Source organism: Sphingomonas profundi (assembly GCF_009739515.1).
GTDB classification, from domain to species: Bacteria; Pseudomonadota; Alphaproteobacteria; order Sphingomonadales; family Sphingomonadaceae; genus Alterirhizorhabdus; species Alterirhizorhabdus profundi.
On the sequence record NZ_CP046535.1, the window covers coordinates 1,624,480 to 1,648,417 of the forward strand.

22 protein-coding genes and 2 tRNA genes are annotated in these 23,938 nt (G+C 68.3%); 10 read left to right on the top strand and 14 right to left on the bottom strand.

Annotated features, from left to right (window positions below; translation table 11 throughout):
* Window positions 1-59 precede the first annotated feature (59 nt).
* Window positions 60-716 carry a hemerythrin domain-containing protein gene (locus GNT64_RS07545; protein ID WP_231639359.1) on the top strand — a complete coding sequence of 219 codons (657 nt, stop codon included), beginning with the start codon at window positions 60-62 and terminating at the stop codon, window positions 714-716.
* Between the two features lie 52 nt (window positions 717-768).
* On the opposite strand, the gene GNT64_RS07550 is transcribed toward GNT64_RS07545, so the two are convergent.
* The 6 genes from GNT64_RS07550 to GNT64_RS07575 all read right to left on the bottom strand — a co-directional run bounded on the left by GNT64_RS07550 (window position 769) and on the right by GNT64_RS07575 (window position 5,504).
* Window positions 769-1,668: a hypothetical protein gene (locus tag GNT64_RS07550; protein WP_156678976.1), complete on the bottom strand. Its 900-nt coding sequence runs from the start codon at window positions 1,666-1,668 to the stop codon at window positions 769-771.
* Between the two features lie 10 nt (window positions 1,669-1,678).
* Window positions 1,679-3,103: an NAD(P)(+) transhydrogenase (Re/Si-specific) subunit beta gene (locus GNT64_RS07555; RefSeq protein WP_156681497.1), complete on the bottom strand. Its 1,425-nt coding sequence runs from the start codon at window positions 3,101-3,103 to the stop codon at window positions 1,679-1,681.
* Window positions 3,104-3,188: 85 nt separating this feature from the next.
* The gene (locus tag GNT64_RS07560; RefSeq protein WP_156678977.1) at window positions 3,189-3,476 is read right to left on the bottom strand and encodes an NAD(P) transhydrogenase subunit alpha part 2; all 288 of its coding nucleotides are present in this window, start codon (window positions 3,474-3,476) and stop codon (window positions 3,189-3,191) included.
* Between the two features lie 20 nt (window positions 3,477-3,496).
* Entirely contained in the window at window positions 3,497-4,237 is a 741-nt protein-coding gene (locus tag GNT64_RS07565; RefSeq protein ID WP_156678978.1) for a hypothetical protein, read from the bottom strand.
* On the bottom strand, window positions 4,234-5,370 hold the full coding sequence (locus GNT64_RS07570; RefSeq protein WP_156678979.1) for an NAD(P) transhydrogenase subunit alpha: 1,137 nt from the start codon (window positions 5,368-5,370) through the stop codon (window positions 4,234-4,236). The genes GNT64_RS07565 and GNT64_RS07570 overlap by 4 nt, the downstream gene beginning before the upstream one ends.
* 5 nt (window positions 5,371-5,375) lie before the next feature.
* On the bottom strand, window positions 5,376-5,504 hold the full coding sequence (locus GNT64_RS07575; protein ID WP_156678980.1) for an aa3-type cytochrome c oxidase subunit IV: 129 nt from the start codon (window positions 5,502-5,504) through the stop codon (window positions 5,376-5,378).
* Window positions 5,505-5,655: 151 nt separating this feature from the next.
* Here GNT64_RS07575 and GNT64_RS07580 point away from each other — a divergent pair, with 151 nt between their 5' ends.
* Window positions 5,656-7,077, top strand: coding sequence for a sigma-54-dependent transcriptional regulator (locus GNT64_RS07580; RefSeq protein WP_156678981.1), 1,422 nt, complete (start codon window positions 5,656-5,658; stop codon window positions 7,075-7,077).
* 33 nt (window positions 7,078-7,110) lie between these two features.
* On the opposite strand, the gene GNT64_RS07585 is transcribed toward GNT64_RS07580, so the two are convergent.
* The gene (locus GNT64_RS07585; protein ID WP_197277312.1) at window positions 7,111-10,875 is read right to left on the bottom strand and encodes a PAS domain S-box protein; all 3,765 of its coding nucleotides are present in this window, start codon (window positions 10,873-10,875) and stop codon (window positions 7,111-7,113) included.
* 141 nt (window positions 10,876-11,016) lie between these two features.
* Between GNT64_RS07585 and GNT64_RS07590 the strand changes: the two genes are divergently transcribed.
* Window positions 11,017-11,679, top strand: a complete 663-nt coding sequence (locus GNT64_RS07590) for a hypothetical protein (RefSeq protein WP_231639361.1) — start codon at window positions 11,017-11,019, stop codon at window positions 11,677-11,679.
* 38 nt (window positions 11,680-11,717) lie between these two features.
* Here the strand turns inward: GNT64_RS07590 and GNT64_RS07595 are convergent.
* Window positions 11,718-11,792 (bottom strand) — tRNA-Gln (locus GNT64_RS07595).
* A gap of 112 nt (window positions 11,793-11,904) precedes the next feature.
* On the opposite strand from GNT64_RS07595, the gene GNT64_RS07600 reads away from it, so the two are divergent.
* From GNT64_RS07600 to GNT64_RS07625, 6 genes are all read left to right on the top strand, one after another.
* Window positions 11,905-12,903, top strand: a complete 999-nt coding sequence (locus GNT64_RS07600; protein WP_156678984.1) for an NAD-dependent epimerase/dehydratase family protein — start codon at window positions 11,905-11,907, stop codon at window positions 12,901-12,903.
* 76 nt (window positions 12,904-12,979) lie between these two features.
* Entirely contained in the window at window positions 12,980-13,465 is a 486-nt protein-coding gene (locus GNT64_RS07605; protein WP_156678985.1) for a MarR family winged helix-turn-helix transcriptional regulator, read from the top strand.
* A gap of 37 nt (window positions 13,466-13,502) precedes the next feature.
* A complete protein-coding gene (locus tag GNT64_RS07610; RefSeq protein ID WP_156678986.1) occupies window positions 13,503-13,982 on the top strand; it encodes a glutathione peroxidase in 480 nt (159 codons plus the stop codon).
* Window positions 13,983-14,064: 82 nt separating this feature from the next.
* A complete protein-coding gene (dapB, locus tag GNT64_RS07615; protein WP_156678987.1) occupies window positions 14,065-14,832 on the top strand; it encodes a 4-hydroxy-tetrahydrodipicolinate reductase in 768 nt (255 codons plus the stop codon).
* The gene (gene nth / locus GNT64_RS07620) at window positions 14,829-15,500 is read left to right on the top strand and encodes an endonuclease III (protein ID WP_156678988.1); all 672 of its coding nucleotides are present in this window, start codon (window positions 14,829-14,831) and stop codon (window positions 15,498-15,500) included. The genes dapB and nth overlap by 4 nt, the downstream gene beginning before the upstream one ends.
* 33 nt (window positions 15,501-15,533) lie before the next feature.
* A complete protein-coding gene (locus tag GNT64_RS07625; protein ID WP_231639363.1) occupies window positions 15,534-15,929 on the top strand; it encodes a hypothetical protein in 396 nt (131 codons plus the stop codon).
* A 47-nt stretch (window positions 15,930-15,976) separates the two neighbouring features.
* On the opposite strand, the gene GNT64_RS07630 is transcribed toward GNT64_RS07625, so the two are convergent.
* The 4 genes from GNT64_RS07630 to clpX all read right to left on the bottom strand — a co-directional run bounded on the left by GNT64_RS07630 (window position 15,977) and on the right by clpX (window position 20,456).
* Window positions 15,977-16,051: transfer RNA gene (locus tag GNT64_RS07630), tRNA-Val, on the bottom strand.
* Window positions 16,052-16,192: 141 nt separating this feature from the next.
* Window positions 16,193-16,465, bottom strand: a complete 273-nt coding sequence (locus GNT64_RS07635) for an HU family DNA-binding protein (protein ID WP_156678989.1) — start codon at window positions 16,463-16,465, stop codon at window positions 16,193-16,195.
* Window positions 16,466-16,588: 123 nt separating this feature from the next.
* Complete coding sequence (gene lon / locus GNT64_RS07640; RefSeq protein WP_422396634.1) at window positions 16,589-18,946, bottom strand: endopeptidase La; 2,358 nt, start codon at window positions 18,944-18,946, stop codon at window positions 16,589-16,591.
* A gap of 244 nt (window positions 18,947-19,190) precedes the next feature.
* Window positions 19,191-20,456 (bottom strand): ATP-dependent Clp protease ATP-binding subunit ClpX, encoded by a 1,266-nt coding sequence (gene clpX, locus GNT64_RS07645; protein WP_156678991.1) that lies wholly within the window; start codon window positions 20,454-20,456, stop codon window positions 19,191-19,193.
* A 244-nt stretch (window positions 20,457-20,700) separates the two neighbouring features.
* Here clpX and GNT64_RS07650 point away from each other — a divergent pair, with 244 nt between their 5' ends.
* The gene (locus GNT64_RS07650) at window positions 20,701-21,366 is read left to right on the top strand and encodes a hypothetical protein (RefSeq protein WP_156678992.1); all 666 of its coding nucleotides are present in this window, start codon (window positions 20,701-20,703) and stop codon (window positions 21,364-21,366) included.
* Window positions 21,367-21,405: 39 nt separating this feature from the next.
* Here the strand turns inward: GNT64_RS07650 and clpP are convergent, their stop codons facing one another.
* Both clpP and tig read right to left on the bottom strand, forming a co-directional pair.
* Window positions 21,406-22,080, bottom strand: coding sequence for an ATP-dependent Clp endopeptidase proteolytic subunit ClpP (gene clpP, locus GNT64_RS07655; RefSeq protein ID WP_156678993.1), 675 nt, complete (start codon window positions 22,078-22,080; stop codon window positions 21,406-21,408).
* 216 nt (window positions 22,081-22,296) lie between these two features.
* Window positions 22,297-23,922, bottom strand: a complete 1,626-nt coding sequence (gene tig, locus GNT64_RS07660) for a trigger factor (RefSeq protein WP_156678994.1) — start codon at window positions 23,920-23,922, stop codon at window positions 22,297-22,299.
* Between the last annotated feature and the right edge of the window lie 16 nt (window positions 23,923-23,938).

Genomic DNA, 23,938 nt, shown 5'->3' on the forward strand with positions numbered 1-23,938 from the left:
GGCGGCGGGCAGCGGCAACCGGAAAAACTGAAACCTGATACATATTATAGCCCGGCACGGTGCGCGCGCTGTGCCGATCGTCCGCCGGGGCCTTGTGGAACCAGCATCTCGCACCGGCCGTTCTGGCGCAAACCCACTTTCACGAGGGATCGACCATGGCCGGCAAATATTCATCGCGGAACGAGGAAGGCGATCATCGCGTAAAGGATGACGATCCCGAGGGCATCGCCCTGCTGAAGCGCGAGCATCACCGCTTCCGCGAGCTGTTCGACGAGGCCGAGGATGCCGAGGGCGACAAGCTGGTCGCCATCACAGAGGAACTGTGCATGCGCCTGGCCGTGCACATGACGATCGAGGAGGAGATCCTCTACCCGGCGGTAAAGCCGGTGATCGGTGCCGATGAAGTGAACGAAGGCATCGTCGAGCATGCCGCCGGCAAGACCCTGATGGCGGAGCTGGAGCAGCTGGACGGCACGGAGGAGCTCTACAAGGCGAAGGTCCACGTTCTCGGCGAGGAGACGATCCACCATATCGACGAGGAAGACGAGGACATGTTCGAGGACGCCAAGAAGGCGCATGAGGAAGGCAAGCTCAACCTCGACGAGATCGGGGACCGCCTGCGCGACCGCCAGGCCGAACTCTACGATCAGCTCGGCGCCAGCGGCGAGCTGGGCAAGACCCAGGAAGCCGAGGCGAGCGAGATCGAGAAGGCCTGAGCGCCCTCGACCACGCGATCACCCTTGGTATTTGAAGCGGCCGGCTGAGCGATCAGCCGGCCGCTTCCGTTTCCAGCAGCGCCTGCCCCAGCGACCCCCCGGTCATCGCGATGAAAAAGCCGCCTAGCAGCGGCGCCAGCAGCCACATCGGATAGAGCCAGGGCGAGTGCATGATGGCGATCTGCCGCGATGGATCGGCGAGCCCGACAACCCCGCCGCCGCTGCCGAGCAACACGATCAGCATGGGCAGGAACAGCAGCAGCGAAACGGCGCTGACGATCATGCCGGCGATCGCGAAGCCGCCGAGCAGCGGCCAGAAATGCCCACGGGACCGCCGCCATCCCTCCAGCACCACGACGCGCCCACGCACCAGCGTGAGCGGCAGCGCCAGGGCGAACCGCGTCTGCAACGCGATCATGGACGCCATCAGAAGGGAGACCGACAGAAGCGCCGCCAGCACCACGAATATCGCCGCCGCGCCGCCATCCGCGGCCGATGTGCCGACAGTACCGGCGAAGATCGCCGCACCGCCGACGATCACGATCGCGACGACGAGGATCATCGCCAGATAGGCACCGAGGCCGATCAGCAGCAGCAGGATCGTCGTACCCAGCAGCCGCAGCTCGTCCATTCCCACCCGGATGAAGTAGGCCCCCTGCTCCTCCGGCTTCAGCACCGCCCGCATCGCCGCCGCCAGCAACACCAGCAGCATGCCGGAGGAACCGAGATTGACGGCCAGCAGCGCCGGCCAGAGCCCCGGCGGGATGGCCGGCGCGGGCGCCGCAGCGCCGGCCGCCGGCATCGCGCGGATCATCTCCGCCATCAGCGGGCGCGTGACCAGGCTGGTGACGATGCCGAACAGCAGATACACGAAGCCCCACGCCAGCACGGCGCGGGGCCTCGATCGGATCAGCGTGAAGCCGGCCAGGCCGATGCGCGCGGCATCCGCCACGGCCGGCGCCTCAGTGGGCCATCGCCTTGACGATGTCGTCGACCATCTTCTTGGCGTCGGCCAGCAGCATCATCGTGTTGTCCATGTAGAACACGTCGTTGTCGACGCCGGCATAGCCGACACCGCCCATCGATCGCTTCACGAACAGCACCGTCTTGGCCTTTTCCACGTCCAGCACCGGCATGCCGTAGATCGGCGAGGACTTGTCCGTTTTGGCCGCCGGGTTGGTCACGTCATTGGCGCCGATCACGAAGGCGACGTCGCTCTGGGCGAACTCGCCGTTGATGTCCTCCAGTTCGAACACCTCGTCATAGGGCACGTTCGCCTCGGCAAGCAGCACGTTCATGTGGCCGGGCATGCGGCCGGCGACGGGATGGATGGCGTATTTCACCTTCACGCCCTCCTTCTTCAGCGTGTCGGCCATCTCGCGCAGCGCGTGCTGCGCCTGCGCCACCGCCATGCCGTAGCCGGGCACGATGATCACCTGCTCCGCCTGCTTCATCAGGAAGGCCGCGTCCTCGGCCGATCCGCGCTTCCACGGCCGGTCGATGGCGGCGGCGCCACCGGCACTCGCTGTATCGCCGCCGAAGCCGCCGGCGATCACCGAGATGAAGCTGCGGTTCATCGCCCGGCACATGATGTAGCTGAGGATCGCGCCCGACGAGCCGACCAGCGCGCCGGTGATGATCATCGCCGAATTGTGCAGCGTGAAGCCCATCGCCGCGGCCGCCCAGCCCGAATAGCTGTTCAGCATCGACACGACGACCGGCATGTCCGCGCCGCCGATCGGGATGATGAGCAGGAAGCCGATCAGGAAGCTGAGCGCGGTGATGACGAGGAAAACCCACGCGCTCTGATCGGTCAGGAAGTAGCCGACCAGCCCCAGGATGGCCGCCAGCAGCGCGATGTTGATGACATGCCGGCCCGGCAGCATGATCGGCTTGCCGCCCATGTTGCCGTTCAGCTTCAGGAAGGCGATGACCGAGCCCGAGAAGGTGATCGCGCCGATCGCGACGCCAAGGCCCATCTCGATCCGGCTGACGCGCAGGATCTCGCCGGTGGCCGGGTCGACGATGCCGAAGGCGGCGGGGTTGAGGTACGCGGCGATCGCCACCAGCACCGCCGCCATGCCGACGAGCGAGTGGAACGCCGCGACCAGCTGCGGCATGTCCGTCATGGCGATGCGCTTGGCCGTCACATAGCCGATGCCGCCGCCGATCGCGATGGCGATGGCGATCTCGACCAGGCCGGTGCCGTGCAGGATCAGCGTCGTGACGACGGCGATCAGCATGCCGATCATGCCGAAGCGGTTGCCCTGCCGCGAGCTCGTCGGGCTGGAGAGGCCGCGCAGCGCGAGGATGAACAGCACGCCCGAGGCGAGATAGGCGAGGCCGGCCCAGCTGGGCACGGCGATATGCTCGGCGGCATGGGCCATGCCGGCGGGCATGACATCGGTGGCGGCGTCGTAGTTCATCGGATCAGTCCCCCCGGCCGATATGCGTCAAGGCGAGCCACCGGGCTCAACCCTTGCGCTCCTTCTTCTTGTACATGGCGAGCATCCGCTCGGTGACGGCGAAGCCGCCGAAGATGTTCACGCTGGCGAACACCACGGCGACGAGGCCGAGATATTTCGACGTCGCCGATCCGGGCGCCGCCGAGGCGATCAGCGCGCCGACGATGATGACGGACGAGATCGCGTTCGTCACCGCCATCAGCGGCGTATGCAGCGCCGGCGTGACCGACCAGACGACGTAGAAGCCGATGAAGCAGGCCAGCACGAAGATCGACAGGATCGATATGAAGTCCATTTTTCGCCTCCTTTTGTGGCCTACTGTAATGTTCTAGTCGTGAAGATGCCGAACGGCTGCCGAGGCATCGCCTCGTCAACACTAACAATCATCTTGCCATCTTTCTCGGACAACGCGGTGAAACGGGCGCCGAGAATAGCGATCTGCTTCGGCATCTCTCTGGATTTAAATGCAACAGGTGCGGTTATTCGCGATAAAGAACCATCTTTGCCGAATGCGATCATGAACGACTCGGCGCTGAATATGTTGAAGTAGTTGCGTCGCTCAATGCCGATGAAAAACACGTCCGTCATTTTGACCGTATCGACATCATGATACGCAATATCAGGCAGCGCCTTCGGCATCTTTGGTCGGTCGCCTGCGATATTCAAGATGCTTGCCGTCTGGCTGCGAGCCGGAAACCAGCCCTCAAACCGCAAATCCCTATCACTATCGACAAAGCATAAGTGCAAACCGCGCATAAAAGACTCTTCAAGGGCGCTTGGCTGGCAATACACATTGTCATTCGGCGTCTCGACCTTCACCAGCTGCGTGCCGGGCGGAAGAGTAGGCAGCTTGTCGATTTCGATACGGTCTGCCAATTCGACTAAGCCCGTCGGCAACAGGCGTTGTTTCAGAACGAAGTCGCCGGAGACCAGCGCTTGCTCGCCCTGAGGAGGTGCGACGGGCTGGATAATCCAGCTATTCCGCAGATGACGCGGCTCTCCATGAGCCACCGATGCAAGCAGCTCTGCCGCGACTATTGCGACAAGGGCCCTCACCCCAGCAGCCGCGCGTTGACGACCTTGCCCCCTTGCGTCAACCGCACCGCGTCGCCGATCTCGGCGTCGAGTACCGGGCCGCCCTTCTCCTTGTCCCAGAAGGCGGAGAGGAAGTTGAACAGGTTGCGCGAGAACAGGGCAGAGCTGTCCGCCGACAGGCGCGAGGCGACGTTGCGGTGGCCGACGATCTTCACGCCGTGCCGCTCCACCACCTCGCCGGCGACGGCGCCTTCCACGTTGCCGCCGCTCTCCACCGCCAGATCGACGATGACGGAGCCCGGCCGCATCGATGCGATCTGCGCGTCGGAGATCAGGCGCGGCGCAGGCCGGCCGGGGATCAGCGCCGTGGTGATGACGATGTCCTGCTTGGCGATGTGGCTGGAGACCAGTTCGGCCTGCGCCTTCTGATATTCCGGGCTCATCTCGGTCGCGTAGCCGCCCGATCCCTCGCCCTCGATGCCCTTCACGTTCTCGACGAAGATCGGCTTCGCGCCCAGCGACAGGATCTGCTCCTTCGTGGCCGATCGCACGTCGGTGGCGGAAACCTGAGCGCCCAGCCGCCGCGCCGTGGCGATCGCCTGCAGGCCGGCGACGCCTACGCCCATGACGAAGCAGCGCGCGGCGGATACGGTGCCCGCCGCCGTCATCATCATCGGGAAGGCGCGGCCATATTCGGCCGCCGCGTCCAGCACCGCCTTGTAGCCGGCGAGGTTCGATTGCGAGGACAGGATGTCCATCGATTGCGCGCGGGTGATGCGCGGCATGAACTCCATCGCCAGCGCCTCGATGCCGGCGGCGGCATAGCCGTCCACCTTCGCGCGCCCGCCATTCTCGCCGCCGCCGAACGGGTTGAGGCCGGCGGCCAGCCACGCGCCGGGCTTGGCCCCCGCGAGCGAAGCCGGGTCCGGCCCCTGCACGCCGAAGATGATGTCCGCGCCGGAGAGTACGGCGGCGCGATCGCCCACCGTGGCGCCGGCATCGGCATAGGCCTGGTCGGCGATCGACGCCCGCTCGCCGGCGCCGCTCTCCACCGCCATGGTGGCGCCCAGCCCGATGAACTTCTTGACGGTCTCCGGCGTGGCCGCCACCCGGCGCTCGCCCTCGGCCGTTTCCCGCAGGACCGCGATCTTCATCGCGCTCAGTTCGCGATGAGCAGGACGACGACCGCCGCGGCGGCGATCGCCACGCCGGTGCCGACCTTCAGCAGCGTGATGAAGCCCGCATAGGTGCCCTCGTGAGCCTTCAGCTCCATGTTGTTACCGGCCATGTTCCGTCCCCTCTTGCGGCAGTCCTCCATCCTCTAGCTGCGCCGGGCCATCGCCTCAAGTAGCCAGCCGGCTTTGTGACACCGTGACTTAATCCGGATTTTACTTCGCGCCGCTATGCGCCTGTCCTGAAACGAGGCGCATGAGGACGCAATGGCACGCGAAGCGACACGGATGCTGCTGCTGATCGACGACGAGCCCGCCCAGGCGCGCCTTGTCGGGGCGATCGCCGCCAGGGCGGGATGGCGGATGCTGACCGCGCCCGATCAGGCCGCCGCGCTGGCCCTGCTGGCGCGCGAGGCGGCCCGCATCGACGCGATATTGCTGGATTCCTGGGCGCCCGAGGCTCCCTGCGGCGAGATCGTGGGCGCCCTGCGCGACATGTGCCCGCTGACGCCGATCCTCATGCTCGCCGCCTCCTCGTCGGTGGCGGCGGTGGTGGAGGCGATGCGCGCGGGCGCCACCGATTTCCTGGTGAAGCCGATCGCGCCCGACCGCCTGCTCGCCGCGCTGGACGCCGCGACCGATCGCCGCGCCACCACCGGGGAGCTGCGTCCCCTGACCGAAAAGATAGGTCATGCGCTGGCCTTCGACGAGGTCGTCGGCTCCGCATCCGATTTCCGCGCCGCCCTGGCGATCGCCGCCAAGGCCGCCCGCGCCCGCGTGCCGGTGCTGATCGAGGGCGAGAGCGGCGTCGGCAAGGAGGTGGTGGCGCAGGCGATCCACGCCGCCAGCCCGCGCGCCAAGCGCCCGCTGATCGTGGTGAACTGCGGCGCGATCCCGGCCAACCTCGTCGAATCGGAGCTGTTCGGGCATGAGAAGGGCGCCTTCACCGGCGCCTTCGATCGTCACGTCGGCAAGTTCCAGGATGCCGACGGCGGCACGCTGTTCCTCGACGAGATCGGCGAGCTGCCGTTCGATGCACAGGTTAAGCTGCTGCGCGTGCTCCAGTCCGGCGAGTTCCAGCCGCTCGGCAGCCGCGGCGTGCGGCACAGCGACGTGCGGGTGATCGCCGCCACGAACCGCACCCTGATCGACGAGGTCTCCGCCGGCCGCTTCCGCGAGGATCTCTACTACCGGCTGGCGGTGGTGCAGGTGGTGATCCCGCCGCTGCGCCGCCGCCCGGCGGATATCCCGGCGCTCGCCCGCCACCTCCTCGCACGTATCGCCCGGCAGCCCGGCATGCGCGATCTCGGCATCACGGACGAGGCGCTGCGCGTGCTGATCGGCTATGCCTGGCCCGGCAATGTCCGCCAGCTGCAGAACGCGCTGTTCCGCGCCGCCGTGCTCTGCGAGGGCGATGCGCTGACCGCGACCGACTTCCCCCACATCGCGCAGCAGACGCTTGGGGGCGCCGGCCGGCCGGCGGTGGGCGTGGGCGGTGGCGCCGGCGTGACGCTGTTCGAGCCGAACGGGCACATGCGGCCGCTGGACGCGATCGAGGCGGACGTGATCCGCCTGGCGATCGGCCATTATCGCGGCCGCATGACGGAGGTGGCCCGCCGGCTGGGCATCGGCCGCTCGACGCTCTACCGCAAGCTCGGCGAACTCGGCATCGACAACGCGGCGGCCTGATCCGCCGAAAGGCGGCCACCTTGGGCGGCCGGCTCAGCCCACCGCCTTACGCAATATGCGCGACAGCTCGTCGATCGAATAGGGCTTCTGCAGCAGATCGAAGCCGCCGGTGCCCTGCGCCGCCAGCACCGCGCTGTAGCCGCTGGTCAGCACGATCGGCAGCGCCGGCAGCAGGGTGCGCAGCTCGCGCGCAAGCTCGATGCCGGACTTGCCCGGCATGATCACGTCGGTGAACACGATGTCGAAGCGGTCCGGCGTGGCGGCCACCAGCGCCAGCGCCTCGTCGGCGGTGGCCGCCCACTCGGTGCCGAAGCCCAGTTCCGCGAGCGCCTGGGTGGCGAAGCGGCCGACCTCCTCATTGTCCTCCACCACCAGCACGCACCCGCCGGGCCGCGCGGGGCGGGCCGTGTCCGGCCCGTCGGCGGCGGCGGCCTGCTCGTCCGGCGCCACCAGCGGCAGGTACAGGGTGAAGGTCGATCCCTCGCCGGGCGCGCTCGCGACGTGGATCTCGCCGCCGGACTGCTTGGCGAAGCCGAACACCTGCGACAGGCCCAGGCCCGTGCCCTCGCCCACACTCTTGGTGGAGAAGAACGGTTCGAATATATGCTCGATCTGGTCGGCCGCGATGCCGCTGCCGGTATCGGTGATCGCCACCGCCACATAGTCGCCCGGCACGGCCGGATGGTTGCGGATCGCGGGCATCGCCGCGACGGTGGCGACGGCGATCGTCAGATCGCCCTCGCCGCCCATCGCGTCGCGCGCATTCACCGCCATGTTGACGATCGCGGTATCGAACTGGCTGGGATCGGCATTCACGTGGCACGGCGTCGCGCACGCGGATAGGTGCAGGCGGATGCGCGACCCGGTGAGGGTGCCCAGCATCTCGCGCAGCGCGGTGATGTTGGCGCCGGCATCGAACACCTGCGGCTTCAGCGCCTGCCGCCGGGCGAAGGCGAGCAGCTGCGCGGTCAGCCGCGTCGCGCGGTCGGTGGTATCCGATATGGCATCGATGTAGCGCCGCCTCTTCTCCTCCGAGATGTTCGGCCGCTTCAGCAGATCCACCGATCCGCGGATCACGGTCAGCAGGTTGTTGAAGTCGTGCGCCACGCCGCCGGTCAGCTGGCCCACCGCCTCCACCTTCTGCGCCTGGCGCAGCGCGTCCTCGGTGCGGCGGAGCGTCTCCTGCGCCTCCTTCTCGGCGGTCACGTGACGGCCGGTGGCGTAGATCAGCCCCTCGAACGGCGCCGCCACCCAAGAGATCCAGCGATGGCCGCCGTCGGCGTGGCACAGGCGGTTCTCCATGATCGGCAGCGGACCCTCCGCCGCGCTGCCCAGCGCCGCCCGCGTCGCGGGCAGATCGTCCGGATGGATCAGGTCGGTGATGTTGGTGCCGATCGTCGCCGCCACGTCGATGCCGAGAATGTCGTGCCAGGCGGGGTTCATCTCGCCGATCATGCCCTCGAAATCGACGATCGCGAGCAGATCGGGCGACGCCTTCCACAGCCGGTCCCGCTCCGCCATGGTCGATGCGATGTCGGCGGCGAGCCGTTCCGCGCGGGACTGTAGCTCCCGCTCCATACGCTTTCGCTCGGTCAGGTCCTGAATCGCGCCGATCATGCGGATCGGCCTGCCGTCCTCGTCGCGGATCACCGATCCGCGATCGAACACGTCGGCGAAGCTGCCGTCGGCGCGGGTGAAGCGATATTCGGCGGACCATTCGGTGCCGTCGCCCGCGATCACCGCGTGGAGGCCGTGGTCGATCCGTGCGCGATCGTCGGGATGGATATGATCCATCCACCAGCTGCCGACCGGCGCGACATCGGCCAGGCGGTGGCCGTAGACCGTCTCGATCGCCTCGTTCCAGCGGACATTGTCGATCCGCAGATCCCAGTCCCAGATCGCGTCGTTCGTCGCGGCCACGGCGTAGCGCAGCCGCTCCTCCGTCTCGCGCAGCGCCAGCCGGGCGGCGCGATCGGCAGTCACGTCGCGCACCGTGCCGATCAGGCGGACCGGGCGGCCCTTGTCGAAGAAGGCCTGTCCTTCGGCCGCCACCGCCCGCTCGATCCCGTCGACGATGCCGATCGTTCGATATTCGGTGCGGAACTTGCCCGTGCCGGCCGGATCGAGCGAGGCGGCGACGGCGGTCGCCGCCGCGTCCCGATCGTCCGGATGGAGGCCGCGCAGGAACGTCTCCTCATAGCCCACCGGGGCGCCCGGCGGCAGGCCGAACAGGGCACGGCAGCGATCGTCCCACTCCAGCGCGTCGGCATCGGGATGATAGTCGAAATTGCCCAGGCCGGCGGCGTGGGAGGCCAGCTCCAGCCGCTCCCGGCTGCGGTCCAGCGCCTCGCGCGTCTCGTGATCGGCGGTGATGTCGCGCAGGCTCTTGACGAAGCCAGAGCGCCCCTCGCCCACCAGCGGCGTCACGGTGCCGTGGGCGTAGAAGCGGCTGCCGTCCTTGCGCTGATGCCAGCGTTCGTCCAGCGCGCGCCCCTCGCGCGCGGCGCGGGCCAGCTCGGTCGCGGGCCGCGCCGCCGCGCGATCCTCGGCCACGAAGATCGTCGCCAGCGGGCGGCCGATCATCTCCTGCTCGCTCCAGCCAAGGATATGCTCCGCCCCCGCGCTCCAGCTCGTCACCTGGCCGCTCTCGTCGGTGCTGATGATCGCGGTGTCGATCGCCGAATCGATGATCGCGCGGTAGCGCTGCTCGACATGCTCGGCCGATCGCAGGGCCGCCGCCTCCGCGCTCTCGGTGAAGCCGCCGGCGATCAGGCCGGCGATCATCTGCGCGGTGAGGATGTGGCGCGAGTGGAACATGTCCGGCTCGCGCGATTGCAGCTTCAGCACGCCGAAGGCCTCGCCCCGGCGCGACAGCGGCACCACGATCATCGAGCGTATGCCCAGCCGCTCCACCGTCGCCCGGTCCGATCGCTCGTCGCGCAGTGCGTCGGCGGTGACGAGGGTGCTGCCGCCGCGCAGCGACGCGCCGGAGAACGACCCTTCGATCGGCAGCTCCAGCCCGACATGCGGCGCCGACGTGCCGGATGCGGAGCGATACACCAGCCGGTCGTCGAAGCGCATCTCCACGACCGCACCGTCGGCCGGCGGCACCGCCTCCAGCGCGGCATCGACGAACGCCTGCAGGCTCGCATCGAAGCTGCCGCCCGCCTGCGCCACCTGGCGCTGCGCCTCCAGGATCGTCTCCAGCACGGCCGCGTCGCGCGTCGCCTGATCCTGCCGGCGGCCCTGCTCCACGATCGCGCGGTCGCGCTGGCCCACCGCGCAGCGCAGCTCGATCAGCGCCACCACCTGCCGCGCCACCGCGCGCAGCGCCGCCAGCTGCTCCGCGTCGAGCCCGCCGGGCCGGGGCGCCGTATCGATCGCGCACAGGCTGCCCAGCGCATGGCCGTCGCCGGTGACGAGCGGCATGCCGGCGTAGAAGCGGATATGCGGCGCCCCCGTCACCAGCGACATGCCGGCGGTGCGCGGATCGGCGGCCAGATCCTCGATCACGAACGGTTCGCCCTGGCGGATCGCCAGCGCGCACACCGACGTGTCGAGCGCCGTCTCGTGCGCATCGACGCCGATCCTTGCCTTGAACCACTGGCGCTGCGCCGCCACGAAGCTGACGAGCGCGATCGGCACGCGGCAGATCGTCTTCACCAGCGCCACCGCGTCGTCGAACGCCGGCTCCGGCGGCGTATCGAGGATGCCGTAGCGGCTGAGCGCGGCGAGGCGATCGGCCTCCTGCGGGTCGGCGCCGGTCTCCGGATCGGTGCTGGTGTCAGTGTCGCTCATCGGAACAGGCTTCGATCGTCTCGCATGCGGCCTCGAGTCCGCCACGCCGCATATCATATCGCCGGCCCGCGTCGAGACGGCGTTCGGCGGCGCAGGCGGAACCGGACCCACCCACAAGGTCGTTACGTTCCTGCAAAGGAGATGACGACGATGCCCAGGCTACCGCTGACCCTCGCCACCATGGCGCTCGCTTTGCCTGGCTGCGGCGGGCCGAAGACGCTCGCGCTGCCCACCGATCCCGTCGAGCAGGCGGCCACCTGCGGCGTCGTGGCCGCCGCCGAAGCGCGGGTGGGCCAGCCGCCGGCGGAGATCGCCAAGCCGCTGCCGCTGCCCGCGCAGGGCCACATCCTGCACTATGCCCTGCTCGCCGGCACCGCCGCCGAACCCTTCTCGCGCGATCGCGTCGCCGCCGTCGTCGCGCGGATGCCGCAGATCGGCGATCAGGTGACGAAGGGCAAGTGGCAGACGCTGGTGCCGGCCTGCGCCGCGGCCTATCCGCAGGCGGTGCAGACGGCGCCCGTTACGCTGCCCGCCAATCCGCTGGATGCACAGCTCAGCTGCTACACGCTGGCCGCGTTCCTTGACAAGGCGCTGAGCGCGCAGGGGAACAGCTACGTCGCCGAGTTCGCCAGATACGATGCGATGCGCCGCAATCTCGATCAGCGCATCGGCGCCAAGCTGGCCGCCAAGGGCAAGAGCTCTGCCGAGAGCCAGGCCGACGAGCGATCCGAACGGCTGGGCGCGGCGGCCAAGCTGGGGCCGCCGGCGAAGGTGATGGACGCCTGCCTGGCGCAATATGGCTGATCGGCAGCGAACAAACGCCGCAGGCCGCTGAGCGGCGCTGGCTGGGGCGGCAGGATTCGAACCTGCGGATGGCGGCACCAAAAGCCGCTGCCTTACCACTTGGCGACGCCCCAGCATCCGTCCCGTCGGGGAAGGCGCCCCCTTATCGCCAAGGATCGCGCGTGGGAAGCCTCGACGACGCGGGGGCGAGCGGCTAGGCGGGTGCCTCCACGCCACGGAGGTGACATGACGATCCTGGTTACGGGCGCTGCGGGCTTCATCGGCTATCATGTGTCGCGCGCGCTGCTCGCCCGCGGCGATCGCGTGCTCGGCATCGACAATCTCAACGATTACTATCCCGTCTCGCTGAAGCGCGATCGCGTGGCGGAGATCGAGCGCAACCACGCCGATGGCTTCCGCTTCCAGGCGGTCGACTTCGCCGATCACGTCGCGCTGGAGGCGGCGCTGGCCGGTACGGAGATAGAGAGCATCGTCCACCTCGGCGCGCAGGCCGGCGTGCGCTACTCGATCGACAATCCGCGCGCCTACGCCCAGGCCAATCTCGTCGGCCACCTCAACATGCTGGAGGTGGGGCGCCAGCGGCAGGTGCGCCACCTCGTCTACGCCTCCTCCTCCTCCGTCTACGGCGGCAACGACACGATGCCGTTCCGCGTCGAGGACCGGGTCGATCATCCGCTGTCGCTCTACGCCGCCACCAAGAAAGCGGACGAGCTGATGAGCGAGACCTATGCGCACCTCTACCGCCTGCCGCTGACCGGGCTGCGCTTCTTCACCGTCTACGGCCCGTGGGGCCGGCCGGACATGGCGATGTGGCTGTTCACCGACGCGATCCTGCACGATCGCCCGATCAAGGTGTTCAACAACGGCGACATGCGCCGCGACTTCACCTATATCGACGACATCGTCGCCGGCATCGTCGCCGCGCTGGACAATGCTCCGCCGGACGACAATGCGGAGAAGGCGGGCGGCAGCAGATCGCCGCACCGCGTGTACAATATCGGCAATCATCGCTCGGAGGAGCTCGGCCGGCTGATCGACCTGATCGAGGGGGCCTGCGGCAAGCCGGCGATCCGCGATCTCCAGCCGATGCAGGCGGGCGACGTGAAGGAGACCTATGCCGATATCAGCGCCATCCAGCGCGATCTCGGCTTCGCGCCGGCCACCACCATCGACACCGGCGTGCCGCGCTTCGTCGAGTGGTTCCGCGGCTATCACGGCATCTGACACCCGCTGCCGCTTCGCCGGCCGCCGCCGCTTCGCCATTTGCGCGCGCGCGGCGGCGGTGGCAGGGTGATCGGCGATGGCCGTTCAATCCGCATCGCCGCTGTTCCTGCGCGAGGAGGAGATCCGGCGCGGGGTGGAGCTGCTGTGGTTCGGCTACGGCCACCTCACCCGCTCGATCGACGAGGGGCTGGCGGCGAACGGCCTGGGCCGGGCGCATCACCGCGCACTCTACTTCATCGCGCGCCAGCCCGACCTCACCGTCAGCGATCTGCTGAAGCTGCTGGGCATCACCAAGCAGTCGCTGGGCCGGGTGCTGGGCGAGCTCACCGATCGCGAGCTGGTAGAGATGAAGCCCGGCACGGTCGATCGCCGCCAGCGCCTGCTGCGCCTCTCCGCCGCCGGCACCGCGCTGGAACATGCGCTGTTCGAGACGTTGCGCGCCCGCATGGCGCAAGCCTATGTCGAGGCGGGCCAGGGATCGATCGCCGGCTTCTGGACGGTGCTGGAGGGCCTGATCCCGGCCGAGGAGCGCGCACGCGCCGCTGCCCTGCGCGACGACTGAGGGACCGGGCGGCCAGTATCGAGACGAGGATCGAGACATGGCAAGGATCGACGATTTCACCGCCACCACGATCAACGAGCGCGACATTTCGCTGGGCGACTATGCCGGCCAGGTCCGGCTGATCGTCAACACCGCCAGCAAGTGCGGCTTCACCCCGCAATATCAGGGGCTGGAGGCGCTGCACGAGCAGCTCGGCCCGCGCGGGCTGGCCGTGCTCGGCTTCCCGTGCAACCAGTTCGGCGCGCAGGAGCCGGGCGACGCGGCGGAGATCGCGAACTTCTGCTCGCTGACCTACGACGTCGCCTTCCCGCTGTTCGCAAAGGTGGAGGTGAACGGCCCCGGCACCCACCCGCTGTTCGCCTATCTGAAGCATGAGGCGAAGGGCCTGCTGGGCAGCGAGCGGATCAAGTGGAACTTCACCAAGTTCCTCGTCGATCGCGCCGGCCGCGTGGTCGATCGCTTCGCCCCGACGACCAAGCCGGAGGCGCTGCGCGGCCGGATCGAGGCGCTGCTGTAGCACCCTGCAACGCCGCGGCGGCCCCGCGGCTTGCCTCGCCCGCCCCGCTCGGTCATGAAGCCGCCGGCACGGGGAGGCGGCGATGGCACGGATCGGGATCCTGGGCGCGGGCGGACGCATGGGTCGGGCGATCGCGGCCGTGGCGGCCGAAGCCGGCGTCGCGATCGCTGGTGGCGCCGATCGGCCGGAGAGCGCCGGGGAGGTCGCGCCCGGCCTGCCCTTCGTCACGGCCGAGGCGCTCGCCGTCGCCAGCGACGTGCTGATCGACTTCTCGGTGCCGGCCGCCCTGCCCGCCGGCCTGGCCGCCGCCCGCGCCGCCGGGGTGCCGCTGGTGATCGGCACCACCGGCCTCTCCGCCGGGGACCATGCCGCGATCGACGCGGCCGCCGCCGACATCGCCGTGCTACAGGCGGCGAACATGTCGCTCGGCGTCAACCTGCTGGCGCATCTGGTGCGCGAGGCGGCCGGCCGGCTGGGGCCGGACTGGGATATCGAGATCGTCGAGATGCACCACCGCCACAAGGTCGACGCCCCGTCCGGCACGGCGCTGCTGCTGGGCGAGGCGGCGGCTGGGGGGCGCGGCGTGCTGCTGGCGGACGCAGCCGTGCGCAGCCGCGACGGCATCACCGGCGCGCGGGCCGAGGGGACGATCGGCTTCGCCACCCTGCGCGGCGGATCGGTCGCCGGCGATCATCAGGTCATCCTCGCCGCCGAGGGCGAGCGGCTGGAGCTGGGCCATCGCGCGGAGGGCCGCGCCATCTTCGCGCGCGGGGCGGTGAAGGCCGCACTGTGGCTCGCCGGCCGGCCGGCCGGCCGCTACGCGATGACCGACGTTCTCGGGCTCGCATGAAGAAGGCCGAGGCGTTCGAATTCTACCGCCGGCTGGCCGAGGCCAATCCGGCGCCGGAGACGGAACTCGCTTATGTGAACCCCTATACGCTGCTCGTCGCCGTCGCCCTCTCCGCGCAGGCGACCGATGTCGGCGTCAACAAGGCCACACGCGCGCTGTTCGCCGAGGTCGATACGCCGGAGCAGATGGTCGCGCTCGGCGAGGAGGGCTTGAAGCGGTACATCCGCACGATCGGCCTGTTCAACACCAAGGCCAAGAACGTCATCGCCCTCTCCGAACGGCTGATCGCCGAACATGGCGGCACCGTGCCGGCGAGCCGCGACGCGCTGGAGCGGCTGCCTGGCGTCGGCCGCAAGACCGCCAACGTGGTGATGAACGTGGCGTTCGGGGCGGAGACGATCGCGGTGGACACGCACATCTTCCGCGTCGGCAACCGCACCGGCCTGGCCCGCGGCAAGACGCCGCTGGCCGTGGAGCTGAGGCTGGAGAAGGTGACGCCCGCGCCCTTCCGCCGCCACGCCCACCACTGGCTGATCCTGCACGGCCGCTACATCTGCAAGGCTCGCCGCCCGGAATGCTGGCGCTGCCCGGTGGCGGACCTGTGCGCGTTCAAGCCGAAGACGCCGGCGCCAGAGGCAACGGCAGCGAAAGCCCCGATGCAGCGTTGACCGATCATGACATACGTTCGCCGGAGAAAGTCGATGCGCTGCCTTCCGCTGCTTGCCACCGCCTTCGTCGCCTCGCTTGCTGTCGCCCCGGGCGATGCCCGGCGGGATCGCAAGGCGGAGGCCGCGATGTTCACCCCGATCCCCGGCGCCAAGGCCGAGAATTGCGTACAGATCGTCCAGATCCGCGAAACCCGCGTGCGCGACGACAGCACGATCGATTTCTACATGCGCGACGGCAGGATCTATCGCAACACGCTGCCGAACAGTTGCCCGCAGCTCGGCTTCGAGGAGTCGTTCAGCTACGCCACCTCGCTGTCGCAGCTCTGCTCGGTCGATATCATCACCGTGCTGAACCGCACCGGCGGCGGGCTGATGCGTGGGGCCAGCTGCGGCCTGGGCAGCTTCGTACCCGTCGCCAAGGCGAAGTAGCGGCCGCTCTTAGCCGGCGGCGATCATGCGCCGCCAGGGCAACTGCGTGGTGGGCGCAGCAGGGATTGAACCTGCGACCCCACCCGTGTGAAGGGTGTGCTCTACCGCTGAGCTATGCGCCCACGCTGTGCCTGGCACTCTCGGCCGCGGCGCGGTGGAGAGGCTGACCGGGGCGCCTTGGCGACCCCGTGGATGGCGCGATTAGGCGGTCGCGCGCCGCTTGTCCAGCCCGAACCGATGCTTCGGCGGGCCGGCGCGGCGGATCAGTTCACCGAATCCTTCAGCCCCTTGCCCGCCTTGAACTTGGGCTGGCTGGATGCCTTGATCTTCATCGGCTCGCCGGTGCGAGGATTGCGCCCGGTCGACGCCTTGCGCTTGCTGACGGAAAACGTGCCGAAGCCCACCAGCCGCACCTCGTCGCCCGCCTTCAGCGCGCCGCTGATGGTGTCGAACACGGCCTCCACGGCCTTTACCGCATCGGCACGGCTCAGGCCGGTCACTTCCGTGACCTGCCCGATGAGTTCCTGTTTGTTCATGCTCGAGGATCCCCCTGTGCTGCCTCTTCGCGCCTGACTCGCGACGCATGCGAACCCGCATCTAAGAACAGGGGTGCCGCCGCTGTCAAAAGGAAAGCGGCGGCACGATCGGCTCTGCGACGATCAGTGATGGATCGGTACGCCCGGCGCCGCGGCACCCTCGCCGGTGCCCAGATGCGGCGGCTGGGTGGCCAGTTCGTCCGCCTCCGTCCAGTCGATCGGCACGATCGGCCCGGCCAGCGCCAGTGCCAGCACCTCGTCGACGTGCGACACCGGCACGATCGTCAGCCCCTCGCGGATGTTCGCCGGAATCTCGGCGAGATCCTTCTCATTCTCCTTGGGGATGATCACGCTGGTGATGCCGCCGCGCAGCGCCGCCAGCAATTTCTCCTTCAGGCCGCCGATCGGCAGCACCCGCCCGCGCAACGTCACCTCGCCCGTCATCGCGAACTCGCGCCGCACCGGGATGCCGGTGAGGGTGGAGATGATCGCGGTGACGATGCCTATGCCGGCGGAGGGGCCGTCCTTCGGCACGGCGCCCTCGGGAAGGTGGATGTGGATGTCCTTGCGCTGGAACAGGCTCGGCTTGATGCCGTAGCCGGGGCTGCGCGCCTTGACGAAGGAGAAGCCGGCCTCGACCGATTCCTTCATCACGTCGCCCAGCTTGCCGGTGGTGCGGATCGCGCCCTTGCCGGGCACCGTCACCGCCTCGATCGTCAGCAGCTCGCCGCCAACCTCGGTCCAGGCGAGGCCGGTCACGGCGCCGATCTGGTCCTCCTCCTCGCCGATGCCGAAGCGGAACTTCCGCACGCCGGCATAGTCGGCCAGATTGTCCGGCGCGATCTCCACCCGCTCTGTCTTGCCCTCCAGTATCCGCCGCAGCGCCTTGCGCGCCAGCTTGGCGATCTCCCGCTCCAGGGTCCGCACGCCGGCCTCGCGCGTGTAGTAGCGGATCAGGTCGCGCAGCCCGGCGTCGGTCAGCACGAACTCGCTGTTCTTCAGGCCGTGCGCGTCGATCTGCTTCTGCAGCAGGTGCGATTTCGCGATCTCGACCTTCTCGTCCTCGGTGTAGCCCTCCAGCCGGATGATCTCCATCCGGTCCAGCAGCGGCTGCGGCAGGTTCAGCGAGTTCGCCGTCGTCACGAACATGATGTCGGAGAGGTCGACGTCGATCTCCAGATAATGGTCCTGGAACTTGGCGTTCTGCTCCGGATCCAGCACCTCCAGCAGCGCGGAGGCCGGGTCGCCGCGGAAATCCTGGCCCAGCTTGTCAATCTCGTCGAGCAGGAACAGCGGGTTGGACGTGCCCGCCTTCTTCAGGTTCGTCACGATCTTGCCCGGCAGCGATCCGATATAGGTCCGCCGGTGGCCGCGTATCTCCGCCTCGTCGCGCACGCCGCCGAGCGACTGGCGGACGAACTCGCGCCCCGTCGCCTTGGCGATCGATCGGCCGAGCGAGGTCTTGCCCACGCCGGGCGGGCCGACCAGGCACAGGATCGGCCCCTTCAGCTTGTTCGTCCGCGCCTGCACCGCCAGATATTCGACGATCCGGTCCTTCACCTTCTCCAGGCCGTAATGGTCCTCGTCCAGCACCGCCTGCGCCGCCGGGATATCCCGCTTCAGCTTCGATTTCTTGCCCCAGGGCAGGCCCAGCAGCACGTCGAGATAGTTGCGCACCACCGTCGCCTCGGCGGACATCGGCGCCATCGTGCGCAGCTTCTTCAGCTCCGCGCTCGCCTTGGTGCGCGCTTCCTTGGAAAGCTTCAGCTTGGCGATCTTGGCGGCCAGTTCCGCCACCTCGTCGCCGGCCTCGCCCTCCTCGGCATTGCCCAGCTCGCGCTGGATCGCCTTCAGCTGCTCGTTCAGATAATATTCGCGCTGGGTCTTCTCCATCTGCCGCTTCACGCGGCTGCGGATCTTCTTCTCGACCTGCAGGACGCCCAGCTCGCCCTCCATGAAGGCGTAGGCCATCTCCAGCCGCTTGGCCGGATCGGCCTCCACCAGCAGCGCCTGCTTGTCGGCCACCTTGATGTTGATATTGGCCGCCACCGAGTCCGCCAGCCGCGAGGCATCCTCGATCTGGCCGAGCTGCACGGCCGTCTCGGCCGGCATCTTCTTGTTGAGGCGGGCGTAATTCTCGAACTGCTCCACCACCGAACGCATCAGCGCCGCCGTCTCGTCCCCCTCGACGATCACGTCCTCGACCAGAGCGACGCTGGCGGAGAGGTGGGCGCCGCGATTGTCCAGCTGGTCCAGCAGGGCGCGCTGGCGGCCCTCCACCAGCACCCGCACGGTGCCGTCCGGCAGCTTGAGCAATTGCAGCACGGTGGCGACGACGCCGAGATCGTAGAGCGCGTCGCGATCGGGATCGTCCTCGGCCGGATCGAGCTGCGCGACGAGGAAGATGGACTTGTCCGCCGCCATCGCCGTTTCCAGCGCCGCCACCGATTTATCGCGGCCGACGAACAGGGGCACGATCATCTGGGGGAACACGACGATATCGCGCAGCGGCAGTACGGGCAGGGTCTCGGTCACACAATCACTCCACTCGCGCGCGTTTTCGCGCGTCTCGAAAAGGGAATATGGGCGCGATGCTGCGCGGCATCAATGGTACAAGGAAGAGGCACATAGGCTGCCGCTCAGTGCGATGCCGCCAACGCGAGCGGGCGCGGACATGACCACCGTCACGCCCGCGCCCGCACCAAGTCCGCCGATGTCGGCGGCGTCAGGCGGCGTCGCCGGTCTTTTCCTTCTTGGCGAACACGCGCACAGGCTCCTTGCGGCCCTCGACCACGTCCTTGTCGACGACGATCTCGTTCACCCCGTCCAGGCTCGGCAGATCGAACATCGTATCGAGCAGGATCGCCTCCAGGATCGATCGCAGGCCGCGCGCGCCGGTCTTCCGCTCGATCGCGCGCTTGGCCACGGCCACCAGCGCCTCGTCGGTGAAGCCCAGCTTCACGCCCTCCATCTCGAACAGCTTCTGATACTGCTTCACCAGCGCGTTCTTGGGCTGCGACAGGATCTTCACCAGCGCGACCTCGTCCAGGTCCTCCAAGGTGGCGATCACCGGCAGGCGGCCGACGAACTCGGGGATCAGGCCGAACTTCAGCAGATCCTCCGGCTCGCACTGGCGCAGCACCTCGCCGGTGCGGCGCTCGTCCGGCCCCGCCACGAACGCGCCGAAGCCGATCGACTTGCCCTGCAGCCGGTCCGCGATGATCTTCTCCAGCCCGGAGAAGGCGCCGCCGCAGATGAACAGGATGTTCGTCGTGTCGACCTGCAGGAACTCCTGCTGCGGATGCTTGCGCCCGCCCTGCGGCGGCACGCTGGCGGTGGTGCCCTCCATCAGCTTCAGCAGCGCCTGCTGCACGCCCTCCCCGCTCACGTCGCGGGTGATGGAGGGGTTGTCCGCCTTGCGGCTGATCTTGTCGATCTCGTCGATATACACGATGCCGCGCTGCGCCCGCTCGACATTATAGTCGGATGCCTGGAGCAGCTTGAGGATGATGTTCTCCACATCCTCGCCGACATAGCCGGCCTCGGTCAGCGTCGTCGCGTCGGCCATGGTGAACGGCACGTCCAGGATGCGGGCCAGCGTCTGCGCCAGCAGCGTCTTGCCGCAGCCGGTCGGCCCGACGAGCAGGATGTTCGATTTCGCCAGCTCCACGTCGGCGCCCTTGGCGCCGTGGTTCAGCCGCTTATAATGGTTGTGCACCGCCACGGAGAGCACGCGCTTGGCCTTGAACTGGCCGATCACGTAATCGTCCAGCACGTTGCAGATTTCCTGCGGGCTCGGAACGCCGCCATCCTTCTTGCTGACGAGCGCCGACTTCGTCTCCTCGCGGATGATGTCGTTGCAGAGTTCCACGCACTCGTCGCAGATGAACACGGTCGGGCCGGCGATGAGCTTGCGCACCTCATGCTGCGATTTCCCGCAGAACGAGCAGTACAGGGTGCTCTTCGAATCGCCGCCGCTCAGTTTCGTCATTCGCTCACTCCAGGGCCGCACTAAGGCCATCATACGCTTACCGGCATCGGCCGTAGCGGGCAATCGACCGGACGCCCAAAATCGGCCGATCGGTCCGGCATGACGGCAATATGACTATCCCGGCGGGCCTAAACAAGTCGTTGCGCCAAGCGGCGAAGCGGCCCGCCGGTAACCATGTTTTCATTCGTTTCGGACAATGCGCTTAACGGACCTTCCCGCCAACCGGCAGAGAATAGGGGCTTATATGCATCCGTTTCGCACCTTCATCCGTACCACCGCGCTGATCGCGGGGCTGGCCGCCGCCGCGCCGAGCCTCGCGCAGACCGCATCGGGGCACCTCTACGGCGGCGTCACCGGCGGCACGCTGGGCGTCGGGCCGGAGATCGGCTACCGCGTCAGCGATCATTTCGGCGCGCGCGCGAACGCCACCTTCCTCAAAGTGTCGCACGGGTTCGACTCGAACGATCTCGATTATCGCGGCAAGGTGAAGCTGAAGTCGGGCGGCATCATGCTCGATGCATTTCCGTTCGGCGGCGGCTTCCGCATCTCGGCGGGCGCGCGGCTGAACGGCAATGACGGGCGGGTGCGGGCGATGGCGCAGAACGCGGTCACGGTCGGCAGAACCACCTACACGCCCGCGCAGATCGGCACGATCACCGGCACCGCCGAGACCAAGAATTTCGCGCCCGCGCTCACGCTCGGCTGGGCCGGCCACAATGCCCAGGGCTTCATCTTCGGGGTGGAGGCCGGCGCGCTGTTCCAGGGCAAGGTGCGGCTGAACCGCTTCACCAACAGCACCGGCCTGATCAGCGCCGCCGATCTGGAGCGCGAGCGGCAAGATCTGCAGGACGATATCGACGACTACAAGGTCTATCCGATCCTGCAGCTGACGATCGGCTACCGCTTCTGAACCGTTAGGCCCCCTCCCTCGGGAGGGGGCCTATGGGCCTTACGCCGCCTTGGCTTCCTCCGACGGCGCCGGGCGCTTGTCGAACACCTCGTCGATCAGGCCGAACTCCTTGGCCTCGTCGGCCTCGAGGAACTTGTCGCGGTCCATCGCCCGCTCGATCTCCTCGATCGATTTGCCGGTATATTTCGCATAAAGCGAGTTCAGCCGGTGGCGCATGCGAAGGATCTCCTTCGCCTGAATCTCGATGTCCGCCGCCATGCCCTGCGCGCCGCCCGAGGGCTGGTGGATCATGATCCGGCTGTTCGTCAGCGCCACGCGCATGCCGGGCTCGCCGGCCGAGAGCAGGAAGCTGCCCATCGACGCCGCCTGGCCGATGCACACCGTGCCCACGCGCGGGCGGATGTAGTTCATCGTGTCGTGGATCGCGAGGCCCGCCGTCACGACGCCGCCCGGCGAATTGATGTACATGAAGATGTCCTTCTTCGGGTTCTCGGACTCGAGGAAGAGCAGCTGGGCGGTGATGACGGAGGCCATATGGTCCTCCACCCCGCCGGTGACGAAGATGATCCGCTCGCGCAGCAGCCGCGAATAGATGTCGAAGCTGCGCTCGCCGCGGGTCGATTGCTCGATGACGATCGGCACCATCCCGCCGGTGACGGGATCGTAGCGCATGCCCGGAGGGGTGAAATCGCCATTGTCGAACGGATTGTGCATGGGGTTTTCTCTGGTCCTTATGCCCTCGGTGCCGCCAACATCGGCGCTTGGCGGGATCAGTTCAAGGGGCCACCGGCAGACAAGCAGCGGCCGCGAAGCGCCCGCGCCGGGCATCGGCGGCAAGCCGCCCGAAACGGATCGGGGCCGGCGGATCGATCGTCCGCCGGCCCCGACAATCCCATCAGCACACCGCGTGGAGGCGCGGCCCGCCGGCGCTTACTCGCTCGCGGCGGTCTTCTTCTTCGCCGGCGCCTTCTTCGGCTTGGCGTCCGCGTCGCTTTCGGACACCGGCTCGCCATCGGCCTTCTTCGCCGCCTTGCGCGCCGGCTTCTTCGCCGGCGCCGCCTCCGACGCGTCGCCGGACGCGTCGTCCTGATCGGCCGCCGCTACCGCGCCCTCGTCCGCCGTGGCGGCAGGCTCGTCATGGTCGTGGTCGCAGTCAGGCCCATGGACATGCTCGTGATGATCGTGGCCGCAGTCCGGGCCGTGGACGTGACCGGTGCCGATGGTGTCGGCATCCTCCTCGATCGCCGCCTCCAGCTCCTCGCGCGTCACCGCGCGATCGCTGATCTCGGCCTTGTCGAACAGCCAGTCGACCACCTTGTCCTCGTACAGCGGCGCGCGCAGCTGTGCGGCTGCCATCGGATCCTGCTGGACGTACTGGACGAACCGCTCGCGATCCTTCGGATTATACTGCTGCGCGGCCTGCATGATCAGCCGCTGCATCTCCTGCGCGGAGACCTCGACGCCATTCTTCTGCCCGATCTCGGAGAGCAGCAGGCCCAGCCGCACGCGGCGCTCGGCGATGGCGCGATAGTCGCCGCGATCCTTTTCCATCTCGGCGCGGGCGGCTTCGGGATCGGCCTCGTGGCCGGCCTCATGCTCCAGCTGCTGCCAGATCTGGTCGAACTCGGCCTCCACCATCGAGGGCGGCACCTCGAAATCATGCGTCTCGGCCAGCTGGTCCAGCAGCTTGCGCTTCATGTGGGTGCGGGTCAGGCCGTTCAGCTCCTGCTCGATCTGCCCCTTCAGCAGGCCGCGCAGCTGCTCGATGCCCTCCAGCCCCAGCGTCTTGGCGAAATCGTCGTCGGCCACGGACTCCTTGGCCACCTTCACCTCGGTGACGGTCACGTCGAAGGTGGCGTCCTTGCCGGCCAGCGACTTCTCGCCATAGTCGGCCGGGAAGGTCACGTTCAGCGTGCGGCTCTCGCCGACGGTCACGCCCTCCAGCTGCGTCTCGAAGCCGGGGATCAGCCGGCCGGAGCCCAGCTCCACCGACATGCCCTCGCCGGTGCCGCCCTCGAAGGCCACGCCGTCCACCTTGCCGGCGAAATCCATGACGACGGTGTCGCCCTCCACCGCCGGATGGCCGTCGAGCGCGGGCTCCCAGCTCTTCTGCTGGGTGGCGATGCGGTTCACCGCCGCGTCGATCGCGTCCTCGCCGGCCTCCACCGTCAGCCGCTCCAGCTTCAGCCCGTCGATCGCGGGGGCCGGCACCTCGGGCAGCACCTCAAGCGAGACCTTCACCTCGGCGTCCTGGCCGGGCTCATAGCCCTCGCCCAGCTCCACCGCCGGCTGGATCGCCGGGCGCAGCTGCTTCTCGGCCATCAGCGCCTGCACGCCTTCCTGCACGGCCTTCTGGAGAGCCTCCTGCTCGATCGCCGGGCCGTGCATCTTCTTGACGAGGTTGGCGGGCACCTTGCCGGGGCGGAAGCCGGGCATGCGCACCTGCGGCGCGACCTGCCGGATCTCGGCATCCACGCGCGCCGCGATGTCCTTGCCGGGAATCGTCAGCGTGTAGGCCCGCTTCAGCCCTTCGTTCAGCGTCTCGACAGTCTGCATGGCGGTCAACCTCTAT